Here is an 18,898-nt window from a genome sequence, read left to right as displayed (position 1 = left end):
GCATGCGGCTATTCGCCGGCCGCCCTTGCGCATGCGCCACCACTCCCCTTAGCTGGACCGAAATCGCGGGAGAGCCCGCGCAATCGGGAGCGAACCAATGGGGCCGCTGAAGGGCATCAAGGTCGTCGACATGACCACCGTGCTGATGGGACCTTATGCGACCCAGATGCTCGGCGACTACGGGGCCGACGTCATCAAGGTGGAATCGCTCGACGGCGACGTCACCCGCCTGATCGGCCCGATGCGGCATGCCGGCATGGGCCCGGTGTTTCTCAACACCAACCGCAGCAAGCGTTCGATCTGCCTCGACCTGAAGAAGCCCGCTGGCCGCGAGGCCGTGCTGCGGTTGCTGAAGGATGCCGACGTTCTCGTCTACAACGTCCGACCGCAGGCAATGGCGCGGCTGCAGCTCGGCTATGACGTCGTCTCCGCGATCAATCCGCGGCTCGTCTATGCCGGTGTGTTCGGCTTCGGCCAGGACGGGCCATACGCGGCAAAACCCGCCTATGACGATCTGATCCAGGGCGCAACCGCGTTGCCGGCCTTGATGGCGCAGACCGGCGACGGCGTGCCGCGCTACGTGCCGAACGCGCTGGTCGATCGCATCGTCGGCCTCACCGCCGTCGGCGCGATCTGTGCGAGCCTCGTGCATCGCGACCGTACCGGCCACGGCCAGCGTCTGGACATCCCGATGTTCGAGACCATGGCCGGCTTCGTCATGGGCGATCACATGGGCGGGCTGACTTACGAGCCGCCGCTCGACAAGGGCGGCTATGCCCGCCACCTCTCGCGCGACCGCAGGCCGTACAAGACCTCGGACGGTTATCTCAGCGTCATCGTCTACAACGACAAGCAGTGGGAGAATTTCTTCAAGGCGACCGGGCGCGATGACCTGCGCACTGATCCCAAATTCGCGACCTTCGCGGGGCGCGCCGCCAATATCGATGTCGTCTATGCCGAGCTCGCCCGCATCTTCGAGACGCGCACCACGGCTGAATGGATCGAGCTGCTGACCACGGCCGATGTGCCCGTCATGCCGATGCACGACCTCGCATCGATCCTGCACGACGAGCATCTCGAAGCGACCGGTTTCTTCCCCGTCGTCAACCATCCGACCGAAGGCCCGATCCGCAGCATGAAGGTGACGGCGAGCTGGTCGGAGACCGCGGCCGAGCCGGTGCGGCTGGCGCCACGCCTCAACGAGCATGGCGCGCAGATCCTGCGCGAGATCGGCTACTCCGAGGGAGAGATCGCCGCCATGGTCCGCGACGGCGTCACACGCGCGGCACCGGAGTAGGGGAGGGGATATGGCGAAAGCTCTCTCCGCCGTCATTCCGGGGCTCGCGAAGCGAGAACCCGGAATCTCGCGATTCCGGGTTCGGCCCTTCGGACCGCCCCGGAATGACGATGGGGGCGCGCCATGAGCTTCATCGCCGGCGTTGGCCTCACGTCTTTCGGCAAGCACGAAGGCTCGTCCTCGCTCGACCTGATGAGCGAGGCGGCGCGAGCCGCGCTCGACGACGCCGGCCTCAAGCGCGCCGAGATCGACGGCATCCTCTGCGGCTATTCCACCGTCTCGCCGCACATCATGCTGGCGACTGTTTTCGCCGAGCATTTTGGCATCCGGCCGTCTTACGCCCATGGCGTGCAGGTCGGCGGCGCGACGGGCCTTGCGATGACCATGCTAGCCCATCACCTCGTCGTATCTGGTGTCTGCCGCAATGTGCTCGTCGTCGCCGGCGAGAACCGCCTGACCGGGCAGAGCCGCGATGCCTCGATCCAGGCGCTGGCGCAGGTCGGCCACCCCGACTACGAGGTGCCGCTCGGTCCGACCATCCCCGCCTATTACGGCCTCGTTGCCAGCAGGTACATGCACGAATACGGCGTGACCGAAGAAGACCTTGCCGAATTCGCCGTGCTGATGCGTGCGCACGCCTGCACCCATCCTGGGGCGCAATTCCGCGATCCCATCACGATGGCCGATGTCATGGCCTCCAAGCCAGTGGCGATGCCGTTAAAGCTGCTGGATTGCTGCCCGGTGTCCGACGGCGGCGCTGCGTTTGTGATCAGCCGGGAGCGAACCGGCGAGGCGGGCGTGCGGATCCGCGGCTGCGCGCAGGCGCATACGCATCAGCACGTCACCGCCGCACCAGGCTTAAGCGAGCTCGGCGCCGAAATCTCCATCGCGCGCGCGAAGGAGGCTACGGGGCTGGCAATATCAGACGTGCGTTACGCCGCGATCTACGACAGTTTCACCATCACGCTGGCCATGCTGCTGGAAGACCTTGGCCTTGCCGGACGAGGCGAGGCGGCTGCGCGCGTGCGATCGGGGCATTTCTGCCGCGACGGCAAGATGCCGCTCAACACTCATGGTGGCCTGCTCAGCTACGGCCATTGCGGCGTCGGCGGCGCCATGGCGCATCTGGTCGAGGCGCATTTGCAGATGACGGGCCGGGCAGCGAATCGCCAGGTGCGTGACGCCTCGATTGCGCTGCTGCACGGCGACGGTGGCGTGCTGTCGTCCCATGTCAGCATGTTTCTGGAGCAAGTGCGATGAGCGAGCGCTTAGCTGATTGGACCGGGGGCGAAGAGGCCATTACCTACCAGGCCTGCGCCGCGTGCGGTCATGTCCAGTATTTCCACCGCGCTTTCTGCGCCGCGTGTGGAGCCGCAGGTCCGCGCGAGGCGCGCGCCAGCGGCAAGGGCAGGGTCTACGCAACCTCTCTGGTCTGCCGCGCCGCCACGCCCGAGACGCGCGCGCACGTACCCTACAACATCCTCCTCGTCGATTGCGCCGAAGGATTTCGGATGATGGCCCATGGCGATAACGGATTGGCCATCGGCGATACGGTCACGGCGAGCTTCAGGCCGTTTGCCGGTCAGCTCGTGCCGTACTTCGCCAAAGAGAAATAGTGGGATTGGGATGCTGTAGCCCGGATGGAGCGCAGCGAAATCCGGGAATCTCACCTCGCGGATAGATTTTCCCGGATTGCGCGGGGCCTGTCATCGGGCGGCGCTTGGCGCCGACCCGTTGGCTCCATCCGGGCTACGGCAGCCAACGAGGGAATTTCGTCATTCGGGGGCGGTCGTGGGACCGAGCCTGGAACGGGAATTCTGGGCCTGGCCTGCCGGGGCCGCGCTTTGCGCGGTCCCGACGGCCACTCCGGAATGACGAAAACTGTAGAACTCGAACTCAGCGCGCGTAGAACAAGATGCTGGCGACGACGAGCATCGCCATCACCGCCAGCATATGCGCGAGCGCTTCCGAGGCTGCCCCCTTGGAGGCTTCCTTCATGCCGTTTTCTCCCTAGACTTGGGCATGACTCATCATTGCGTGGTAAGCGCGCAGACGGCCAATTGCTTTTACTCGGAACACCCCACTCGAGTATTCACCGCGATTAAGTCCCCACGCAGCGAATATCGACTGTGCCAAGGTCGATCAGCAATGCGGCGGCAATTTGACTCGATAATGTTGCTCCTGCGTCGGGCTGCGAATAGAGTTTTTGGGAACTTGTTCCGGTAACGACAATAAGCCTCAAAGGCGTCAGGAAAAACCCAAGGTAAATCATGGCCCGTATCGACTACAGCGATCCGTCCAAGGCGTCCGACCGCACCCGAGAAATCCTCGACAAAAACCGCAACGCCAATATTTTCCGCATGATGGCGCATTCGCCGAGCTATTTTGAGCAGTATTGCCGGCTCGGCGGCGCCATCAGGCACAAGGGCGAACTCGATCCTGTTCTGCGCGAGCTTGCGATCACGCGCACCGGCATTCTGTGCGAGGCGCCGTACGAGATCATCGCGCACAAGCGCATCGGCAAGAATGTCGGCGTCACCGACGCGCAGAACGAGGCGCTGGAGAACTGGCAGGCCGCCGACTGTTTCGATGAGACGCAGCGCGCCGCGCTCGCCTTCACCGACGAGATCGTCAAGCTGAAGAAGCCGACCGATGCGACCTTCAGGGCAATCGCCGCGAAGCTGACGCCGGCCGCACTGGTCGAGTTGCAGCTCTCGGTCGGATTCTACATCATGACGTCAAAGTTTTTGGAGACGTTTGAGATCGATCTCCAGCCCGTCACCGAAGTGGTGGGCTGATCAGAGGCGAGATGCGGGGGATGGTCATGACGATCGATGAATATGCGGCCTGGGCTGCAACCATTGCGAAAGTCGACGAGCATCCCTCGAACGAGCGGCTGTCCTATCTCGGGTTGGGCCTTGCCGGCGAAGCGGGCGAAGTCGCCGAGCACATCAAGAAACTACTGCGTGACGACTGGCTCGACAAGGCGGGTCTCGTCGAAGAGCTCGGCGACGTTATCTACTACTGGGCCTGCCTGTGCGCCGCGACCGGCCAGCAGCCGTCCGAATTGCTCAAGGCCAGCGCCGCCAAGATCAAGCGACGCATCAGCGAGGCAGCGAGCCGCTGAACCCGACCTCTCCCCGACGGGGAGAGGTGAAGACTGTGCTCACGTCGACGTCAGAATATCCACCTTGGTGTTGGCGACGATCAGGCGATCGGCGAGCAGCTGCGCCAGGTTGCGCATGATGCGCTCCGAGGCACGCGGATGCTGCCTGCGAAAGCGCTCAAAGTCCTTCAGCGGCACTTCGAACGCAGTCGCTGCCATATCCGCGAACACGTCGGCGGTGCGGGCGGTCTCGATCAGGGCCATCTCGCCGAAGGCCATGCCGGCGGTCAGCGTCGCCAGGCGCACGCCGTCGGGCAGGGTGACATGCACCGCGCCGCTGCGCAGGAAGAACAGCGCATCGGCCGGATCGCCCGTCGTGACGATCTTTGCGCCGGACTGATAGGTCCTGATGGTGCAGATCGAGGCGAGATCGGTCAGCTCTTCCGCGCTGAGGCCGTCGAGCAGCGGCTGTTCGGACAGCTCGGTGGTCTCGTGAAAATCGATCGAGCCGCCGTAGCGATAGACGATCTGGTCTTCCGCCCATTCGATCGCCGTGTCGAGCAAATAGAAGTCGCGGACGTTCTTCAGCTCCGCGGTCCACTCCCGCAATGTGTCCCATTCCCTGGAGGCGCGACGAACGCCTGAAATCACCACGGTGACATCAAGCGCGGCCAGCTCCTCGAAAGCCTCGGCGATCAGCCGCGCGCCGGCGCGCGTCGTCGAGGTGACGCGGTGCAGGTCGAACACGACGATTTGCGGTCGCGGTCGCCCGGCGAGCCGCCGCGAGACATAGTCGACGGCCGACAGCGACAGCACGCCGACCAGCTCGATCACGCGCACGGCCTGCTCGTGCGCGGCAAGGATGTCGCGCTCCTGCTGGCGGCGGACGCGGCGTGACGGGCTCTTGCCGATATCGTAGTCGGCGATCACGGCGTTGCGGGCGTCATCGCTGCGGTTGAGCATGTGCAGGTCGTAATGCGAGGACAGCGCCTCGCAGACCTTGATGCCGCGCACGCTGTTGCCGTGCTTGTCGAGCTTTGGCGAATAGCTGCCGAGCCCGAGACGGGCCGGGAGCGCGGCCAGAATGCCGCCGCCGACGCCGCTCTTGGCGGGGATGCCGATCCGGTAGATCCACTCGCCGGCATAATCATACATGCCCGACGACGTCATCACCGACAGCGTGCGCGAAATCGCATACGGCGTCAGCACCTGTTCGCCCGTCACCGGATTGACGCCGCGATTGGCGAGCGTCGCCGCCATCACCGCGATGTCGCGCGCGGTGACCAGCACGGCGCATTGGCGGAAATAGACGTCGAGGACTTCAGCGACATTGTCCGAGATCACCGCATTGGTCTTGAGCAGATAGCCGATGGCGCGATTGCGGTCGCCGGTCTGGCTCTCCGAGGAGTAAACCGCCTCGTCGACGGCGAGCTCGCGCCCGGCAAAGCGGCTGAGCGCAAGCCGGATCTGCTCAAAGGCCTCAGATCCCTTACTGTCGTAGATCAGCCCCGTGCAGGCGATCGCGCCGGCATTCACCATCGGATTGAACGGATGGTTTTCCGCGTTGAGCCGGATCGAGTTGAAGGGATCGCCCGAGGGTTCGACGCCGATCGCCCCCTCGACCTTGCCCGCGCCCAAAAGATCCAGCGCCAAAGCGAACACGAACGGCTTGGACATCGACTGGATGGTGAAGGGCACCCGGGAGTCGCCCACCTCGTAGACATGGCCGTCAAGCGTGGCGAGGCTGATGCCAAAATAGGCAGGATCGGCTTTGCTCAGTTCGGGAATATAATCTGCGACATGACCTGCAGTCTCCGCGGAGAATTCATTGAGGCATGTGTCGAGAAACCGCAGCAGCGGCGGCTTCGAGCGGGTCCAGGCGGAGGCGTGCAACGGTTGCGCTATCATCGCTCCCTTGTGCAACGCATTAAGCATAGGCGCAACCCGTCCGGTCTCGTGGTGACGCCCGAACGCAAGACGCCACGCGCCCTTCCGATATCATCTGTTTCAGATTGTCGTGGCCGACAAGCCGCTGATGGCGCGCGCTCAGCTCACGACGATCGCGATCGCCTGTCCCTCGGCAACGAGGTCATCGATCTTAACGAGCAATGATGTCAGCGTGCCCGATGCAGGCGATTGAACCGGTATCTCCATCTTCATGGCTTCGACGACCACAACGTCCTCGCCATCGGCGACAGTTCCTCCAACTTGCACGGGAGTTGCGCAGATGCGGCCGGCGACCTCCGTGACGATCTTAATTTCTGGCATGCCATCGCCTTTTTGTTGTCGTGGCAAAATGCCTGAGGTAGCGTCGTTCACAAAGTGGAATTTAATTCCGCAGAGCGGAACAAACGGTAGGGATCATGGGACGACGTTCGGAGCGGTTAAGCAGGCAAGGTGCGCTCGCTGGCGATGCCGGTGAGGGGGATGTCATCCAGGTGGTGTCGCGCGCGTTCGACGTGTTGCGATGCTTCGAGGGCCACGAGGCGCGGCTCGGCAATCTCGAAATTTCGAATCGCTGCGGCCTGCCGCGCTCGACGGTGTCGCGGCTCACGCACACGCTGACGCGCATGGGGCAGCTCGTCTATCTGCCGCGCGATCAGAAATACCGAATCGGTCCGAGCGCCGTGGCGATGAGCGCCTCGATGATGAAGGGCGCGCAGCTGCGCAGCATGATCCGCCAGCGGCTTCAGGAAGTCGCCGAGCAGCTGCCCGGCACCGTCGGCTTCGTCGTGCCCGATCGCTTCCATCTGGTCTATCTCCAGTTTGCACGCTCGCCTTCTGCGCTCGGCCTGCACGAGGGCACCGGCAGCCGCATCTCGATGGCCTCGACCGCGGCGGGCGCGGCCTACACCGCGGCCCTGGCGCCGCAGGTCGGCGATGCCTTCATCAACGACATGGAGCGCGAAGCGCCGGAGGCTGCAAAGATCCTGCGGCCCCGCATCGAGGCCAACAGGCAGTCGCTGCGCGAGCGCGGCTATGTCACGGCCTGCGGGCTGTGGAGCCCGCACATCAACGGCCTGGCGGTACCGATCTGGTCGCCGCAGTACCAGACCTTCGTGGTCGTCACGATCGGGCTTCTGTCGGCGATGTATGACGAGCAGCGCCTGGATGCCGAGGTCGCGCCGCTGATGCTGGCGCTCGGCCGCTCGCTCGGCAGCCTGATGGAAGGCGCCGAAGGCGATGCCTTCAACAACCGCATCTCGCGCAAGCCGGTCGCAATATCAGTGCATAACAATAACAAGCCGATGAGTTCGGAGGGAGTGAATGAACTGGAAGCCGGAACTCGACGAGCTCGCCCGGCGCGAAGCTTTCGCGCGGGAGATGGGCGGCGTTGACAAGGTCAAGCGACAGCATGACCAGGGCCGGCTGACAGTTCGGGAACGCATCGACAGACTGATCGACAAGGGTAGCTTCCACGAGATCGGTGCCGTCTCCGGCATCGGTGAGTACGATCCCAAAGGCGAGCTGAAGACCGTGACGCCGGCGAACTGCGTGTTCGGCCGCGCGCGTGTCGACGGCCGCACCGTCGTGGTGGTCGGCGACGACTTCACCGTGCGCGGCGGCTCGGCGGATGCGTCGATCTCGGCAAAGCCCTTGATGGCGGAGGAGATGGCGCACGACTTCCGTCTGCCCATCATCCGCATCATCGAGGGCTCCGGCGGCGGCGGCTCGGTCAAGACCATCGAGACCAAGGGCGCGGCGAACTTGCCCGGCGGCATCGGCGGCACGCGCTGGTATCGCTTCACGACCGAGAATTTGTCGCGCGTGCCAGTCGTCGCGCTCGGCCTCGGCTCGGTCGCGGGCTTAGGTGCCGCGCGTCTTGCCGCCAGCCACTATTCGATCATGACCCGGAAGTCCGCGATGTTCGTGGCAGGGCCGCCGGTGGTGAAGGCGCTCGGTCAGAATCTTTCGAAGGAAGAGCTCGGCGGCGCTGATATTCAGACCAAGGCCGGTGCGGTCGATCATGCCGTCGATACCGAGGAGGAGGCCTTTGCCTGCGCCCGGCGCTTCCTGTCCTATCTGCCGTCGTCGGTCTACGAGCTGCCGCCGACCCTGCCTTGCATCGACAATCCGGAGCGCATGGAAGAAGCGCTCATGAAGGCGGTGCCGCGCAACCGCAAGCAGGTCTACAAGGTCAGGCCGATCATCGAGCAGGTCGTCGACAAGGGCTCGTTCTTCGAGGTCGCCAGTAATTTCGGCAAGCCCATCATCGTCGGCCTCGCGCGGCTCGAGGGCAGGGCGGTGATGCTGCTCGCCAGCGACAGTTTTCACTATGGCGGCTCCTGGACGGCCGATGCCTGCCAGAAGGTGGTGCGCTGGGTCGACTTCGCCGAAACCTTCCATCTGCCGATCGTGTATCTCATGGACTGCCCGGGCTTCATGATCGGTCTCGATGCCGAGAAGGCGGGGACCATCCGCCACGGCGTCCGCGCCATGGCCGCGGTCAACCAGACCACCGTGCCCTGGTGCACCGTGATCCTGCGCAACGCCTTCGGGGTCGCCGGCGTGGTGCACCAGCCCGCCGACCGCTTCTCGATCCGCTACGCGTGGCCGTCCGCCTATTGGGGCTCGCTGCCGCTCGAAGGCGGCATCGAAGCTGCCTACCGCGCCGACATCGATGCCGCCGAGGATAAGGCAGCCAAGCTGAAGGAGATCGAGGAGCGACTCAACAGACTTCGCTCGCCGTTCCGCTCGGCCGAGAAATTCTGGGTCGAGGAGATCATCGATCCCCGCAAGACACGCTCGCTGCTCTGCGAGTTCGCACGTCTCGCCGAGCCGCTGCGCAAAGCGGGGCCGCCGGAGAATTTCTCGATCAGGCCGTAGGGTTCGGCCGTCCAGCAGCGAGCAAGTTAACCCAAGTTAATTCCGCAGCGCCTTTCCGCCGCTCTTCAGGCTCATTTCAGCCAAACCAATATTGATCTTTTGCAGCGGGGCAGGACCCTCCAACTCAGAGTCCTGCAAATGATCAAGCCAGTTCTTTCTGCGTGCATTTTTGTTGTCGCCAGTTCTGCCGTTGCCGACGCGCGGCCTTATCGCGCTGTCCAAGCCTCTGAATGCAACGTCACCATGCCCTGTGACTTCTCCTATTCGCCCACGCGACGCGAGCGGGCTCCCAGGCCGTTGCAGGCCTATCGCTCAACGCAAATGACGGTGACCGATGCCGGCGCCACGGCCACCACGATCGGCGTCTCCGGCGAGCGCATCATCGGAGGCCGGCCCGCCGGTTGCCCATCGTCGTTCTGTGGCTGCGGCGCGGCGCTGCGCGTGTTCGGTCATGTCGTGCCGGAATTGAATCTTGCATCCAACTGGCTGCGCTTTCCGCGCGCGGCGCCGGCGCCGGGCATGGTCGCGGCGCGACGGGGGCATGTCTTCGTTCTCGAGCAGTCTCTCGGCGGCGACATGTGGATGGCGTACGACGCCAACTCGGGCGGTCACGCCACACGCATGCACGCGCGTTCGCTGCGGGGCTACACCATCGTCAATCCGCGCGGCTGAGGAAACGGCGAGGTGCTCGGCCCATCACACCCGCAGCACCTTGCCTGGATTCATGATGTTCTGCGGATCGAGCGCGCGCTTGATGGTGCGCATGATGTCGAGCTCGGTCTTCGAGCGGTAGTGGCTGAGCTCGTCGAGCTTTTCGATGCCGATGCCGTGCTCCGCCGAGATCGAGCCGCCCATGGAGGTGATGAGGTCGTTCACGGCCCGCGTGATGGCGGCGGTATACTGGTTCAGCGTCTGCTGATCCATGCCGATGGGCCCCATGAACGAGAAATGCAGATTGCCGTCGCCGATATGCCCGAGCGGATAGGGGCGAATGCTCGGGAGAATGTCGAGCACGGCCTTGAGCCCCTTGTCGATGAACTCGGGTATCCTGGAGATTGCTACCGACACGTCATAGCTGATCCCCGGCCCCTCGGCGCGGGCGGCCTCGGCCATGGCTTCCCGGATGCGCCACATGTTGCGTGACTGACTGACGGTCTGCGCGATCACCGCATCGAGTACGCGACCGGCTTCGAGCTGGTCGGCGAGAAACGCCTCCAGCTTCTCCGACATGCCGTCGGCCCCGTCCTGCCGCGGGCGCGAGGACGACCATTCCAGCAGCAGGTACCACGGCGTGTCCGCCTTCAGCGGATCCTGCACACCGGGAATGTGGCGCATCACGAGGTCGACGGCCGCGCGGCTCAAGAGCTCGCAAGAGCCGACATTGTCCTCGGACGCCGCGTGCGCTTCGGACAGGATCTCCAGCGCCGCGCGCGGATCGCGAACGGCCAGCCACGCCGTGCAGACGTCCTTCGGCGCCGGCCACAGCTTGAGCACGGCCTTGGTGATGATGCCGAGCGTTCCCTCGGCGCCCATGAAGAGGTGCTTGAGGTCGTAGCCGGTGTTGTCCTTCTTCAGCGCGCGCAATCCATTCCAGACGTCGCCATTGGGCAGCACGACCTCGAGCCCGAGCACGAGATTGCGGGCATTGCCATAGCGCAGCACCTGCACGCCGCCGGCATTGGTCGAGAGGTTGCCGCCGATCATGCAGGAGCCCTGGGCACCCAGGCTGAGCGGCAGGAACCTGTCGTGACGGCTAGCTGTCTCCTGAAGCGTTTCCAGCACACAGCCGGCTTCGACCGTCATGGCATAGCCGACGGGGTCGACGTCGAGCACGCGGTTCATCCGGCCCAGCGACAACACGATGCCGGTGTGCGCAGGCCAGGGCGTGGCCCCACCCATCAGCCCGGTGTTGCCGCCCTGGGGCACAATGGCGACGCCATGCGCGTGGCACAGCCGGACGACCTTTGAGACTTCCTCGGTACTTCCGGGACGAACGACGGCACCGGCGCGGCCAAACAGCAGCCCGCGCCAATCGGTGATGAACGGCTGCATGCCGTGTTCGTCCTCGATGAAACCCTTCTCGCCCACGATCGCGCGCATCGCGTCGCGGAGCTGGGCGGTCAGGGGAGTGGTCGGAATGGTGGGGACGGGCGACGGGAAGGCAGTCGGCATCTTGTTTCCTCTGGCGCATCTTGGTGTGCACTGCGCGCGCGAAGCGCTTGAGGTCGCATTGTCCACGTTTGGGCCGTCACGGCAATATGCCCCGAGCCAGGGGTGGGAGGCATTGGGCGGCGGGCCGCTCTGGAGGGCAGCCGAGCGCCGGGGGCCGGTCATCTCGATCCTTGCCGGCTGCTACTTTTGCTGAATCCGGCTGAGATAATCGACAACAGAGAGGATGCGCTTTCGCACGACGACCTCGGGGTTCTTTTCCGGCCCGGCCTTTTCCCAATATGACGGGTCGACATAGTGAGGCAGGTTGACGACGGGATTGAACCGCTCGCCCCAAATCGGCATTTCACGAGAGCCGTGAGCGGGAACTGTTTTCATTCCCTCTATTGTTTCGTAAATGGCGTCCGCGGGAAATACGCCATTGTTGTTCTTGGCCAGCATCGTCAAATCGGCAGGCGATGTCCTCAGCTGGTTGCTGACCGGCCCTTTGCCCCTCGCATCCGCACCATGACAGCTCGCGCAGGACGACTGAAACTCTGACTTGCCGACGTCGACGTCTTCAGCCTGGGCCACGGCGGTGAAACCAGCGGTAAGACCGGCAATTATCAAACACTTGACAGCATGTTTTCCCATGTCGCGCTCCGACGCCGGCGAGTTAGGCCTCACTTCCTAGCCGCTTCGTTCCCCGACCGTTTGATGCACATCAAGGCTGGTTTCCGGCATAGAAGCCTTTGGGCCGGAGTTCTGGCAAGGGATCATCGCGTCGTCGGGAGCCGGCTTGCCGGACCGGAGGGTTGATCTGGATCAATCGGAAGCGCGGGCAGCTGTCTTTCCTTGGCGGATGCGCCCGCTGGCGGCGCTAAAATCGGGGCCGGCGACAAGCGATTGTAAGACTGCTCCGGACCCCATTGTGTGCGCCGGAAGGAGAACCGGATGCATCCTCGGAGCCGTACCGTCGCTTCCCTGCACGTTGCTGCTGTCGTGCTGACCGTGCTGGCCTGCGTTTCCTGCACCATGCGCCCCCTGCAAGGAGTGCTGGTCCCGAGCAGTGAGGCCGTTGAAGCGACCTCCCAAATTCCTATTCTGATCGGAACGACACGGGCGCGTTCAAGCGGCGATCCCGGGGAGATGTTCAGCCGGGAGCCCTCGACCGAGATGGCATTTGCCCAGGTCACCGTGTCGATTCCACCGGATGGATTGCGCAAGGTCGGAGAGATCCAGTGGCCGCTCTCGCCTCCCGGCGATCCGCGCAAGGAGTTCGTCACGGCATCGGCTGCTAATCTGGATCGTGCCGAATTCAATGCTGCCATCACCCAAGCGGTGAAGGCCACGCATCGCAACAAGGCGATGGTCTTCGTGCACGGCTTCAACAACCGTTTTGACGATGCGGTGTATCGCTACGCGCAATTCGTCCATGACGGCCGGCTTCCCGTCATTCCCATCCTGTTTTCATGGCCGTCGCAGGGGGCAGGCAACCTTGGGTCATACGATCACGACCGCAAGGTCGCGGGCCAATCGGGCGCGGCACTGACCGAACTGCTGGTGGCCGTGAACGCCAATCCCGCCATCAAGGAGATCACGTTCGTCTGCCATTCCATGGGCTGCCTGGTCACACTCGATGCGCTGCGGAGCAGGGCCTCGCGGAGTGGATCGGTGTCGAAGCTGAAGAATGTGGCGCTGGTTGCGCCCGACATCGGCTTCGACGAGTTCATCAGCGCGGCCGAAACTCTGGGACCGCGGCGCCCCCGCATCGGCCTGTTCCTGTCGCAGGATGATGTCGCTCTCAAAATATCGACGTCGCTTGCTGGAGGGACGAGCCGCCTCGGCGCTATCGATCCGAAGGAAGAGCCGTACAGAAGTGCGTTGGCGCAGCAGAAGATCCTGGTATTCGACCTCACGCACCTTGGCGGAGACGATTCCCACTCCCGAGCCTTCGACGAAGTGAGCTCCGTCATGGGGATGGTCGAGCGCAGGCTCGCGCAGGGCCAGCAACTTGGCGAGGATGCTTCAAGAACGGCCTCGCGTTAGCCCGGCTTGCTCCCGGCTGCGTCCGGTTGATCAGCCAGTGGAGATCTGGTTCGGGAAAGCCTTCGCTCGCTCCTTGGATGTCCAATGGTAACCTGACGCCGGTATTCGGGGCTTCCGCGACCACTTCTCGATCCGTAACGACGTTCGCCCCGCGATCCCAGGAACGAAATTCGCCTCGCCGCATTCAACGCGTATGAAGAACCTATATTTCGGCATCGGCGCTCTCGCTGGTGCGCTGGTTCTCCTCACGATTTGGCTGGGCCAGCACGAACGGGAGGCGGCAATCGATCGCCTTGAGCAATGGGAAAGCCGGTCCCCGTCCGAGCGCTAGCGGCGATGCCATCACTGGCGAGCATGTCAACAGTTCCGGGTTCGGCGGCGAAGAGGCACATCGCATCCGACCAGCTGATTTCACCGCCGCGATCGCGCTAGGCCATCGCGGGTTTTGCCTGTGGCTTCGGCTGCCGCGACAGTGCCAGCACGATCAGCGAGGCAAATACGCAGAGCGCACCGGCGATGAAGAAGGCAGGCAGATAGCTCTGCAGCAGCGTCCGCGACAGGCCAGCGCCGAAAGCGGCAGCGCCGGCGCCGAGCTGATGGCCGGCGAAAATCCAGCCGAACACCAGATTGGCACGTTCGGGGCCGAACTTTTGCGCGGTGAGCCGCACCGTGGGCGGCACCGTCGCGATCCAGTCGAGGCCGTAGAACATCGCGAAGATCGACAGGCCATAGAACGAGAAATCGCTGAAGGGCAGGAAGATCAGCGACAGGCCGCGCAGGCCGTAATACCAGAACAGCAGGAAGCGATTGTCGTAGCGATCCGACAGCCAGCCCGACATGATGGTGCCGAAGAGGTCGAAGATGCCCATCGCCGCCAAGAGGCTCGCCGCCTGCACCTGCGGGATGCCGAAATCGAGGCACATTGGGATCAAATGCACCTGCACGAGGCCGTTGGTGGAGGCGCCGCAGACGAAGAAGGTCGCAAACAGGATCCAGAACGCGCTCGACTTCGAGGCGTCGCGCAGCGTGCCGAGCGCCACCGCCGTGATCGAGCCGTGGCTCACCGGAGGCGCGGGCAGGGGCTCGCTGCCCTCGTCGCCGAATGGGCGCAGGCCCACATCGCTTGGGCGGTCGCGCATGATGAGCATGACCGCGGTTGCGGAAACGCCAAGCATGATGCAGACGAAGCCGAGCGCGAGGCGCCAACCAAAACGTTCGGTCAGGCTCGCCAGCAGCGGCAGGAATACGAGCTGGCCGGTGGCGACGCTCGCAGTCATGATGCCGATGACAAGGCCGCGGCGCGCTGTGAACCAGCGCGTCGCGATGGTGGCGCCCAGCACCAGCGCGGTCATGCCGGTGCCGATGCCGATCACCACGCCCCACAGCATCACGAGCTGCCAGACCTGCGTCATGCCGAGCGAGAGCACCAGCGCCGAGACGACGATGAGCTGCGCCGTCAGCGTGACGTTGCGCAGGCCATAACGGTTGAGCAGGGCGGCCGCGAACGGCGCCATCAGCCCGAACAGGATGAAGCGGATCGACAGCGCGGAGGAGATCTCGGCCGTGCTCCAGCCGAACTCCTTCTGAAGCGGAACGATGAACACTCCGGGCGCGCCGACCGTGCCGGCGCTGATCAGTGCGGCGAAGAAGGTCACGCCGACCATCACCCAGCCGTAATGGATGTTGCGACGGCCGAGCGCGGCCGAGAGCCAGTTCGAGATCATTGCGCCTCAATCCAGGTTGGCGGGTTTTGGCAGGCCCGCGTCATTGTTGCAGTTCTGACACGAAAACGGGAAGTCTGAAATGACAGACTTCCCTCAATTTCGGACGCTGCGACGGCTAGGGTGTCATGCGCTCCACCGCGATTGCGGTGGCCTCGCCGCCGCCGATGCAGAGCGCCGCGACGCCGCGCTTGAGGTTGTTGGCTTCGAGCGCATGCAGCAACGTCACGATCAGCCGCGCGCCGGTCGCGCCGATCGGATGCCCGAGCGCGCAGGCGCCGCCATTGATGTTGAGTTTTTCGCGCGGGATGCCGAGATCGCGCTGCGCCGCCATCGCGACGACGGCGAAGGCCTCGTTGATCTCGAAGAGGTCGACATCACCCGCGCTCCAGCCGACCTTATCGAGCAGTTTTCTGATCGCCGGGATCGGCGCCGTGGTGAACCATTGCGGCTCCTGGCTGTGGGTGGCGTGGCCCTTGATCTCCGCGATGGCAGGAAGGTTGTTGCGATCGGCGAGCGAGCGCTTCGTCAGCACCAGCGCTGCGGCACCGTCGGCATTGGCGGAGGAGGCCGCCGGCGTGATGGTGCCGTTGGCACGGAACGCCGGCTTCAGTCCGGGGATCTTGTCGGGATCGACCTTCAGCGGATGCTCGTCATTGGCGATCACGCGCGGGCCAGCCTTCTCGGTCAGCGTAACAGGCGCGATCTCGGCCTTGAACGCACCGCCCTCGACCGCCTTGCGTGCGCGGCTCAACGTCTCCATCGCATAGGCGTCCTGGTCCTTGCGGGTGAATTGATAAGCCTCGGCCGTGGCCTCGCCGAAATCGCCCATCGAGCGGCCGGTCTCGTAGGCGTCTTCAAGGCCGTCCATCATCATATGGTCGATGATGCGGTCATGCCCGGCGCGATAGCCGCCACGCGCCTTCGCGAGCAGGTAGGGCGCGTTGCTCATGCTCTCCATGCCACCGGAGACGACGATCTCGGCCGAGCCGGCGCGGATGATGTCGTGTGCCAGCATGGTCGCCTTCATGCCGGAGCCGCAAACCTTGTTCACTGTGGTGGCCCCTGTGGCGTCGGGCAGACCAGCGCCACGCGCCGCCTGCCGCGCCGGCGCCTGGCCCTGGCCGGCCGGCAGCACGCAGCCCATGAAGACCTCGTCCACTTTCTCGGGCGCGAGCCTGGCGCGTTCCAACGCTGCATTGATCACGTGCGATCCGAGCTTGTGCGCGGCAAGCGGCGATAATTCGCCCATGAAGCGGCCGAGCGGGGTGCGGGCGGCGGAGACGATGACGACGGAATCGGCGGCTTCGGCCATGACAGAACTCCCTGGCGACGATCTGTTAAATTATGATCATCATATGATGCGCCGCAAAAAATGCAACCGCGACCGGCATGAGAAAATGTCGTGGTCCAGATGAGATTTGGTCGTGCGAGCGAAGTTGGTTGGCGCGACGAACGAGGGCGTCCCTCCAAAGATAGGGTCATGCCCCGGCTTGACCGGGGCATGACAGCGTCGTCCGGAGAGATCGCTGTGTCTTCGCCCAGAACCTACCGCTTCCTGTTCACGAACGCCTGCATCAGCCGCGTCGGCTCGTCGGTCAGGAACGACTCGCCGAACACCTTGACGCTGAGGTTGACCGACTCCGTGAGCGGCAATTCCTCCCATTGCCGCAGCAGCGCCTTCTGCGAGCGCAATGCCTCGGGACCACATTCGAGCAGCGTGCTCACCAAGTGCTCGATCTCGGCATCCAGCCCGCCCGCCGGCGCGACCTTGTCGATCAGTCCCCAGGACAGCGCCGTCGGCGCATCGATATTTTCTGCGGTCATCACCAGCCAACGCGCACGGGCCCAGCCGATCAGGCGCGGCAGCAGCGCGGCGTGGATCACCGAGGGGATGCCGACGCGCACCTCCGGCATGCCGAAATGCGCATCATACGCCGCGATCCGGAAGTCGCAGGCCGCTGCGACCTCGAGCCCCCCGCCGAGGCACCAGCCCGGCATGCGGGCGATCATCGGGGCAGGGAATTGCCGCACCGCCTCGCAGAGATCGCGCAGGCGGCTGATGAAGGCCTCCCCGGACGTCTGGTCGAGCTTGGCCATCTCCTTGATGTCGGCGCCGCCGATCATGCTCTTCTCGCTCTGGCCGCGCAGCACCACGACCCGGATGCCGCGGTCGGTGGCGAGCTTTTGCAGCCCTTCGCGGACTGCGTCGGTCACGTGCGAGCTCAGAATGTTCAGTGAGCCGGCGTTGCAGATTGCGACATGAACGACGCCGCGTGCATCGCGTGTTACGCCGCAGTGGTCGTTGAGCATTTCCATCTGATGTCTCGAAGCTTTGTGGACGGGCGCGAGGCGCGGCCGTCGGCATTACTTCCGGGCCGAAACGCCGCGCTTGTCAAGCGGATGCGACGGTGTTGCCAGCATGAAGTCCGTCGCATAGTATGATTGTCATAATATTATAAAGAGGGCATCATGACGGAATCCGCTCAAGTCGATTTGTTTTCATCCGCGCAGCGGCGCGAGCGCGTGGTCGACTGGCAGGTGCCTGCGCCGGTCGCGAAAGTGGCCATGGGGCTATCAGGCCTGGACGCCATGCTTGGCATCCGCGATGGTCGGCTGCCACCGCCGCCCTTCGCCAGGCTGATCGGTTTTGTCATGGCCGTGGTCGAGCCTGACAGGATCGTGATGGAACTGGAGCCGCGCGAGGATCTCGAAAATACCATCGGCCTTCTGCATGGGGCGACCGCGGCGGCTCTGCTCGACACCGCCATGGGCTGTGCGATCTCGACGCGCCTGGAGGCCGGCCAGTCGTCGGTGACGCTCGACCTGAAAATCACCTTCCTGCGGCCGCTCTCGGTCCGGTCCGGACTGATCTCGGCCGAAGGCAAGATCATCAAGCTTGGGCGCCAGACCAGCTATACCGAAGGGTTTGTGCGCGATGGTAAAGGGGCGCTCGCAGTCCATGCAACTGCAACTTTTTCCATGGTCGGCAACATCTTTGCCGGGAATTAATGCGGCGCTTGGCCGATATTCGTGTTATGAGATGACCTCCGACATCCAATGAGAGCTGCATGCGCTATTCTCGGGAACACAAGCAGGAAACCCACGACCGCATCGTGAGGAAGGCCTCCGTGCGGCTGCGCGAAAAAGGGGCCCATGGTATCGGCGTTGCCGACCTCATGAAGGAGGCGGGCCTCACTCATGGCGGCTTCTACGCCCATTTCGATTCGCGCGAGGCGCTGGTGATCGAAGCCTTTGCCTACGCCATGGACCGCTCGATGGAGCACTGGCGCAAGCAGTCCGATCAGGTTGCGCCCGAGAAGCAGCTCACCCAGATCGTCGAAACCTATCTCTCCGCGCTGCACCGCGACAATCCCGGCCAGGGCTGCTCGATCCCAGCGCTCGGCGCCGAGATCGCCCGCGAGAGCCCGAAGACGCGAAAAGCCTTTGCTGGCAAGCTCGACGAGATGATCGAGATGATGACCGATTTCATCCCGAACGTTCCGCGCAAGGCCGCGCGCAAGCAGGCGATCGCCACGCTGGCGACCATGGCCGGCACCATGCTGCTGGCGCGCATCGCCGGCTCCAGCGAGCTGTCGGATGAGGTGCTGAAGGCGGGCCGGGACAGCGCGCTCGAGGGCGCGAGGCGGGAGCCGAAGGTGGCGGCTGCGAAGAAGGCGAAGCAAAACTAGGCGAGGTGCCGTAGGGTGGGCAAAGGCGCGTAAGCGCCGTGCCCACCATCTCTCTCGG

Annotated in this window: 18 protein-coding genes; 11 read left to right on the top strand and 7 right to left on the bottom strand. The window is 64.2% G+C overall.

What is annotated here, in order from left to right; genetic code table 11:
• The first annotated feature begins 97 nt into the window (after nt 1–97).
• The 5 genes from ACNJX9_RS24410 (at nt 98) to ACNJX9_RS24390 (ending at nt 4,424) form a co-directional block, all read left to right on the top strand.
• Nucleotides 98–1,297 carry a CaiB/BaiF CoA transferase family protein gene (locus ACNJX9_RS24410; RefSeq protein ID WP_439404568.1) on the top strand — a complete coding sequence of 400 codons (1,200 nt, stop codon included), beginning with the start codon at nt 98–100 and terminating at the stop codon, nt 1,295–1,297.
• Between the two features lie 123 nt (nt 1,298–1,420).
• Nucleotides 1,421–2,557: a thiolase family protein gene (locus ACNJX9_RS24405; RefSeq protein ID WP_439404567.1), complete on the top strand. Its 1,137-nt coding sequence runs from the start codon at nt 1,421–1,423 to the stop codon at nt 2,555–2,557.
• On the top strand, nt 2,554–2,913 hold the full coding sequence (locus ACNJX9_RS24400; protein WP_439404566.1) for a Zn-ribbon domain-containing OB-fold protein: 360 nt from the start codon (nt 2,554–2,556) through the stop codon (nt 2,911–2,913). The genes ACNJX9_RS24405 and ACNJX9_RS24400 overlap by 4 nt, the downstream gene beginning before the upstream one ends.
• A gap of 654 nt (nt 2,914–3,567) precedes the next feature.
• Complete coding sequence (locus ACNJX9_RS24395; RefSeq protein ID WP_439404564.1) at nt 3,568–4,095, top strand: carboxymuconolactone decarboxylase family protein; 528 nt, start codon at nt 3,568–3,570, stop codon at nt 4,093–4,095.
• A gap of 26 nt (nt 4,096–4,121) precedes the next feature.
• Nucleotides 4,122–4,424, top strand: coding sequence for a nucleoside triphosphate pyrophosphohydrolase family protein (locus ACNJX9_RS24390; protein WP_057759035.1), 303 nt, complete (start codon nt 4,122–4,124; stop codon nt 4,422–4,424).
• Between the two features lie 39 nt (nt 4,425–4,463).
• On the opposite strand, the gene glsA is transcribed toward ACNJX9_RS24390, so the two are convergent.
• Together glsA and ACNJX9_RS24380 are read right to left on the bottom strand one after the other, a co-directional pair.
• The gene (gene glsA / locus ACNJX9_RS24385) at nt 4,464–6,311 is read right to left on the bottom strand and encodes a glutaminase A (protein WP_057758181.1); all 1,848 of its coding nucleotides are present in this window, start codon (nt 6,309–6,311) and stop codon (nt 4,464–4,466) included.
• 138 nt (nt 6,312–6,449) lie between these two features.
• Nucleotides 6,450–6,671, bottom strand: a complete 222-nt coding sequence (locus tag ACNJX9_RS24380) for an acetyl-CoA carboxylase biotin carboxyl carrier protein subunit (protein ID WP_439404563.1) — start codon at nt 6,669–6,671, stop codon at nt 6,450–6,452.
• Between the two features lie 95 nt (nt 6,672–6,766).
• On the opposite strand from ACNJX9_RS24380, the gene ACNJX9_RS24375 reads away from it, so the two are divergent.
• The 3 genes from ACNJX9_RS24375 (at nt 6,767) to ACNJX9_RS24365 (ending at nt 9,902) form a co-directional block, all read left to right on the top strand.
• A complete protein-coding gene (locus ACNJX9_RS24375) occupies nt 6,767–7,741 on the top strand; it encodes an IclR family transcriptional regulator (RefSeq protein WP_057758177.1) in 975 nt (324 codons plus the stop codon).
• A complete protein-coding gene (locus tag ACNJX9_RS24370) occupies nt 7,671–9,230 on the top strand; it encodes an acyl-CoA carboxylase subunit beta (RefSeq protein WP_439404562.1) in 1,560 nt (519 codons plus the stop codon). Before ACNJX9_RS24375 ends, ACNJX9_RS24370 begins: the two co-directional genes overlap by 71 nt.
• Before the next feature lie 321 nt (nt 9,231–9,551).
• On the top strand, nt 9,552–9,902 hold the full coding sequence (locus ACNJX9_RS24365; protein WP_439404561.1) for a hypothetical protein: 351 nt from the start codon (nt 9,552–9,554) through the stop codon (nt 9,900–9,902).
• Between the two features lie 24 nt (nt 9,903–9,926).
• Here the strand turns inward: ACNJX9_RS24365 and ACNJX9_RS24360 are convergent, their stop codons facing one another.
• Together ACNJX9_RS24360 and ACNJX9_RS24355 are read right to left on the bottom strand one after the other, a co-directional pair.
• Nucleotides 9,927–11,402 carry an FAD-binding oxidoreductase gene (locus tag ACNJX9_RS24360; RefSeq protein ID WP_439404559.1) on the bottom strand — a complete coding sequence of 492 codons (1,476 nt, stop codon included), beginning with the start codon at nt 11,400–11,402 and terminating at the stop codon, nt 9,927–9,929.
• Nucleotides 11,403–11,582: 180 nt separating this feature from the next.
• On the bottom strand, nt 11,583–12,032 hold the full coding sequence (locus ACNJX9_RS24355; RefSeq protein WP_439404558.1) for a c-type cytochrome: 450 nt from the start codon (nt 12,030–12,032) through the stop codon (nt 11,583–11,585).
• Between the two features lie 348 nt (nt 12,033–12,380).
• Here ACNJX9_RS24355 and ACNJX9_RS24350 point away from each other — a divergent pair, with 348 nt between their 5' ends.
• On the top strand, nt 12,381–13,427 hold the full coding sequence (locus tag ACNJX9_RS24350) for an alpha/beta hydrolase (RefSeq protein ID WP_439404556.1): 1,047 nt from the start codon (nt 12,381–12,383) through the stop codon (nt 13,425–13,427).
• A 428-nt stretch (nt 13,428–13,855) separates the two neighbouring features.
• Here ACNJX9_RS24350 and ACNJX9_RS24345 read toward each other — a convergent pair whose 3' ends face one another.
• From ACNJX9_RS24345 to ACNJX9_RS24335, 3 genes are all read right to left on the bottom strand, one after another.
• Nucleotides 13,856–15,151 (bottom strand): MFS transporter, encoded by a 1,296-nt coding sequence (locus tag ACNJX9_RS24345; protein ID WP_439404555.1) that lies wholly within the window; start codon nt 15,149–15,151, stop codon nt 13,856–13,858.
• A 115-nt stretch (nt 15,152–15,266) separates the two neighbouring features.
• Nucleotides 15,267–16,463, bottom strand: coding sequence for an acetyl-CoA C-acyltransferase (locus tag ACNJX9_RS24340; protein ID WP_439404554.1), 1,197 nt, complete (start codon nt 16,461–16,463; stop codon nt 15,267–15,269).
• 233 nt (nt 16,464–16,696) lie between these two features.
• The gene (locus tag ACNJX9_RS24335; RefSeq protein ID WP_439404553.1) at nt 16,697–17,467 is read right to left on the bottom strand and encodes an enoyl-CoA hydratase; all 771 of its coding nucleotides are present in this window, start codon (nt 17,465–17,467) and stop codon (nt 16,697–16,699) included.
• 153 nt (nt 17,468–17,620) lie between these two features.
• Here ACNJX9_RS24335 and ACNJX9_RS24330 point away from each other — a divergent pair, with 153 nt between their 5' ends.
• Together ACNJX9_RS24330 and ACNJX9_RS24325 are read left to right on the top strand one after the other, a co-directional pair.
• Nucleotides 17,621–18,160 (top strand): PaaI family thioesterase, encoded by a 540-nt coding sequence (locus ACNJX9_RS24330; RefSeq protein ID WP_057758158.1) that lies wholly within the window; start codon nt 17,621–17,623, stop codon nt 18,158–18,160.
• A gap of 59 nt (nt 18,161–18,219) precedes the next feature.
• A complete protein-coding gene (locus ACNJX9_RS24325; RefSeq protein ID WP_439404551.1) occupies nt 18,220–18,840 on the top strand; it encodes a TetR/AcrR family transcriptional regulator in 621 nt (206 codons plus the stop codon).
• Nucleotides 18,841–18,898: the final 58 nt, after the last annotated feature.

Source organism: Bradyrhizobium sp. BLXBL-03, assembly GCF_051853015.1.
Taxonomy (GTDB): Bacteria; Pseudomonadota; Alphaproteobacteria; order Rhizobiales; family Xanthobacteraceae; genus Bradyrhizobium; species Bradyrhizobium manausense.
Note: the sequence above shows the minus strand (reverse complement) of the source record. Positions and strands in the feature narration are given on the sequence as shown.

Bases quoted from the DNA above. Each gene is read 5' to 3' on its own strand.
- ACNJX9_RS24410 (WP_439404568.1), top strand. From the start codon at position 98: ATGGGGCCGCTGAAGGGCATCAAGGTCGTCGACATGACCACCGTGCTG.
- ACNJX9_RS24405 (WP_439404567.1), top strand. From the start codon at position 1,421: ATGAGCTTCATCGCCGGCGTTGGCCTCACGTCTTTCGGCAAGCACGAA.
- ACNJX9_RS24400 (WP_439404566.1), top strand. From the start codon at position 2,554: ATGAGCGAGCGCTTAGCTGATTGGACCGGGGGCGAAGAGGCCATTACC.
- ACNJX9_RS24395 (WP_439404564.1), top strand. From the start codon at position 3,568: ATGGCCCGTATCGACTACAGCGATCCGTCCAAGGCGTCCGACCGCACC.
- ACNJX9_RS24390 (WP_057759035.1), top strand. From the start codon at position 4,122: ATGACGATCGATGAATATGCGGCCTGGGCTGCAACCATTGCGAAAGTC.
- glsA (WP_057758181.1), bottom strand. From the start codon at position 6,311: ATGATAGCGCAACCGTTGCACGCCTCCGCCTGGACCCGCTCGAAGCCG.
- ACNJX9_RS24380 (WP_439404563.1), bottom strand. From the start codon at position 6,671: ATGCCAGAAATTAAGATCGTCACGGAGGTCGCCGGCCGCATCTGCGCA.
- ACNJX9_RS24375 (WP_057758177.1), top strand. From the start codon at position 6,767: ATGGGACGACGTTCGGAGCGGTTAAGCAGGCAAGGTGCGCTCGCTGGC.
- ACNJX9_RS24370 (WP_439404562.1), top strand. From the start codon at position 7,671: ATGAACTGGAAGCCGGAACTCGACGAGCTCGCCCGGCGCGAAGCTTTC.
- ACNJX9_RS24365 (WP_439404561.1), top strand. From the start codon at position 9,552: ATGACGGTGACCGATGCCGGCGCCACGGCCACCACGATCGGCGTCTCC.
- ACNJX9_RS24360 (WP_439404559.1), bottom strand. From the start codon at position 11,402: ATGCCGACTGCCTTCCCGTCGCCCGTCCCCACCATTCCGACCACTCCC.
- ACNJX9_RS24355 (WP_439404558.1), bottom strand. From the start codon at position 12,032: ATGGGAAAACATGCTGTCAAGTGTTTGATAATTGCCGGTCTTACCGCT.
- ACNJX9_RS24345 (WP_439404555.1), bottom strand. From the start codon at position 15,151: ATGATCTCGAACTGGCTCTCGGCCGCGCTCGGCCGTCGCAACATCCAT.
- ACNJX9_RS24340 (WP_439404554.1), bottom strand. From the start codon at position 16,463: ATGGCCGAAGCCGCCGATTCCGTCGTCATCGTCTCCGCCGCCCGCACC.
- ACNJX9_RS24335 (WP_439404553.1), bottom strand. From the start codon at position 17,467: ATGGAAATGCTCAACGACCACTGCGGCGTAACACGCGATGCACGCGGC.
- ACNJX9_RS24330 (WP_057758158.1), top strand. From the start codon at position 17,621: ATGACGGAATCCGCTCAAGTCGATTTGTTTTCATCCGCGCAGCGGCGC.
- ACNJX9_RS24325 (WP_439404551.1), top strand. From the start codon at position 18,220: ATGCGCTATTCTCGGGAACACAAGCAGGAAACCCACGACCGCATCGTG.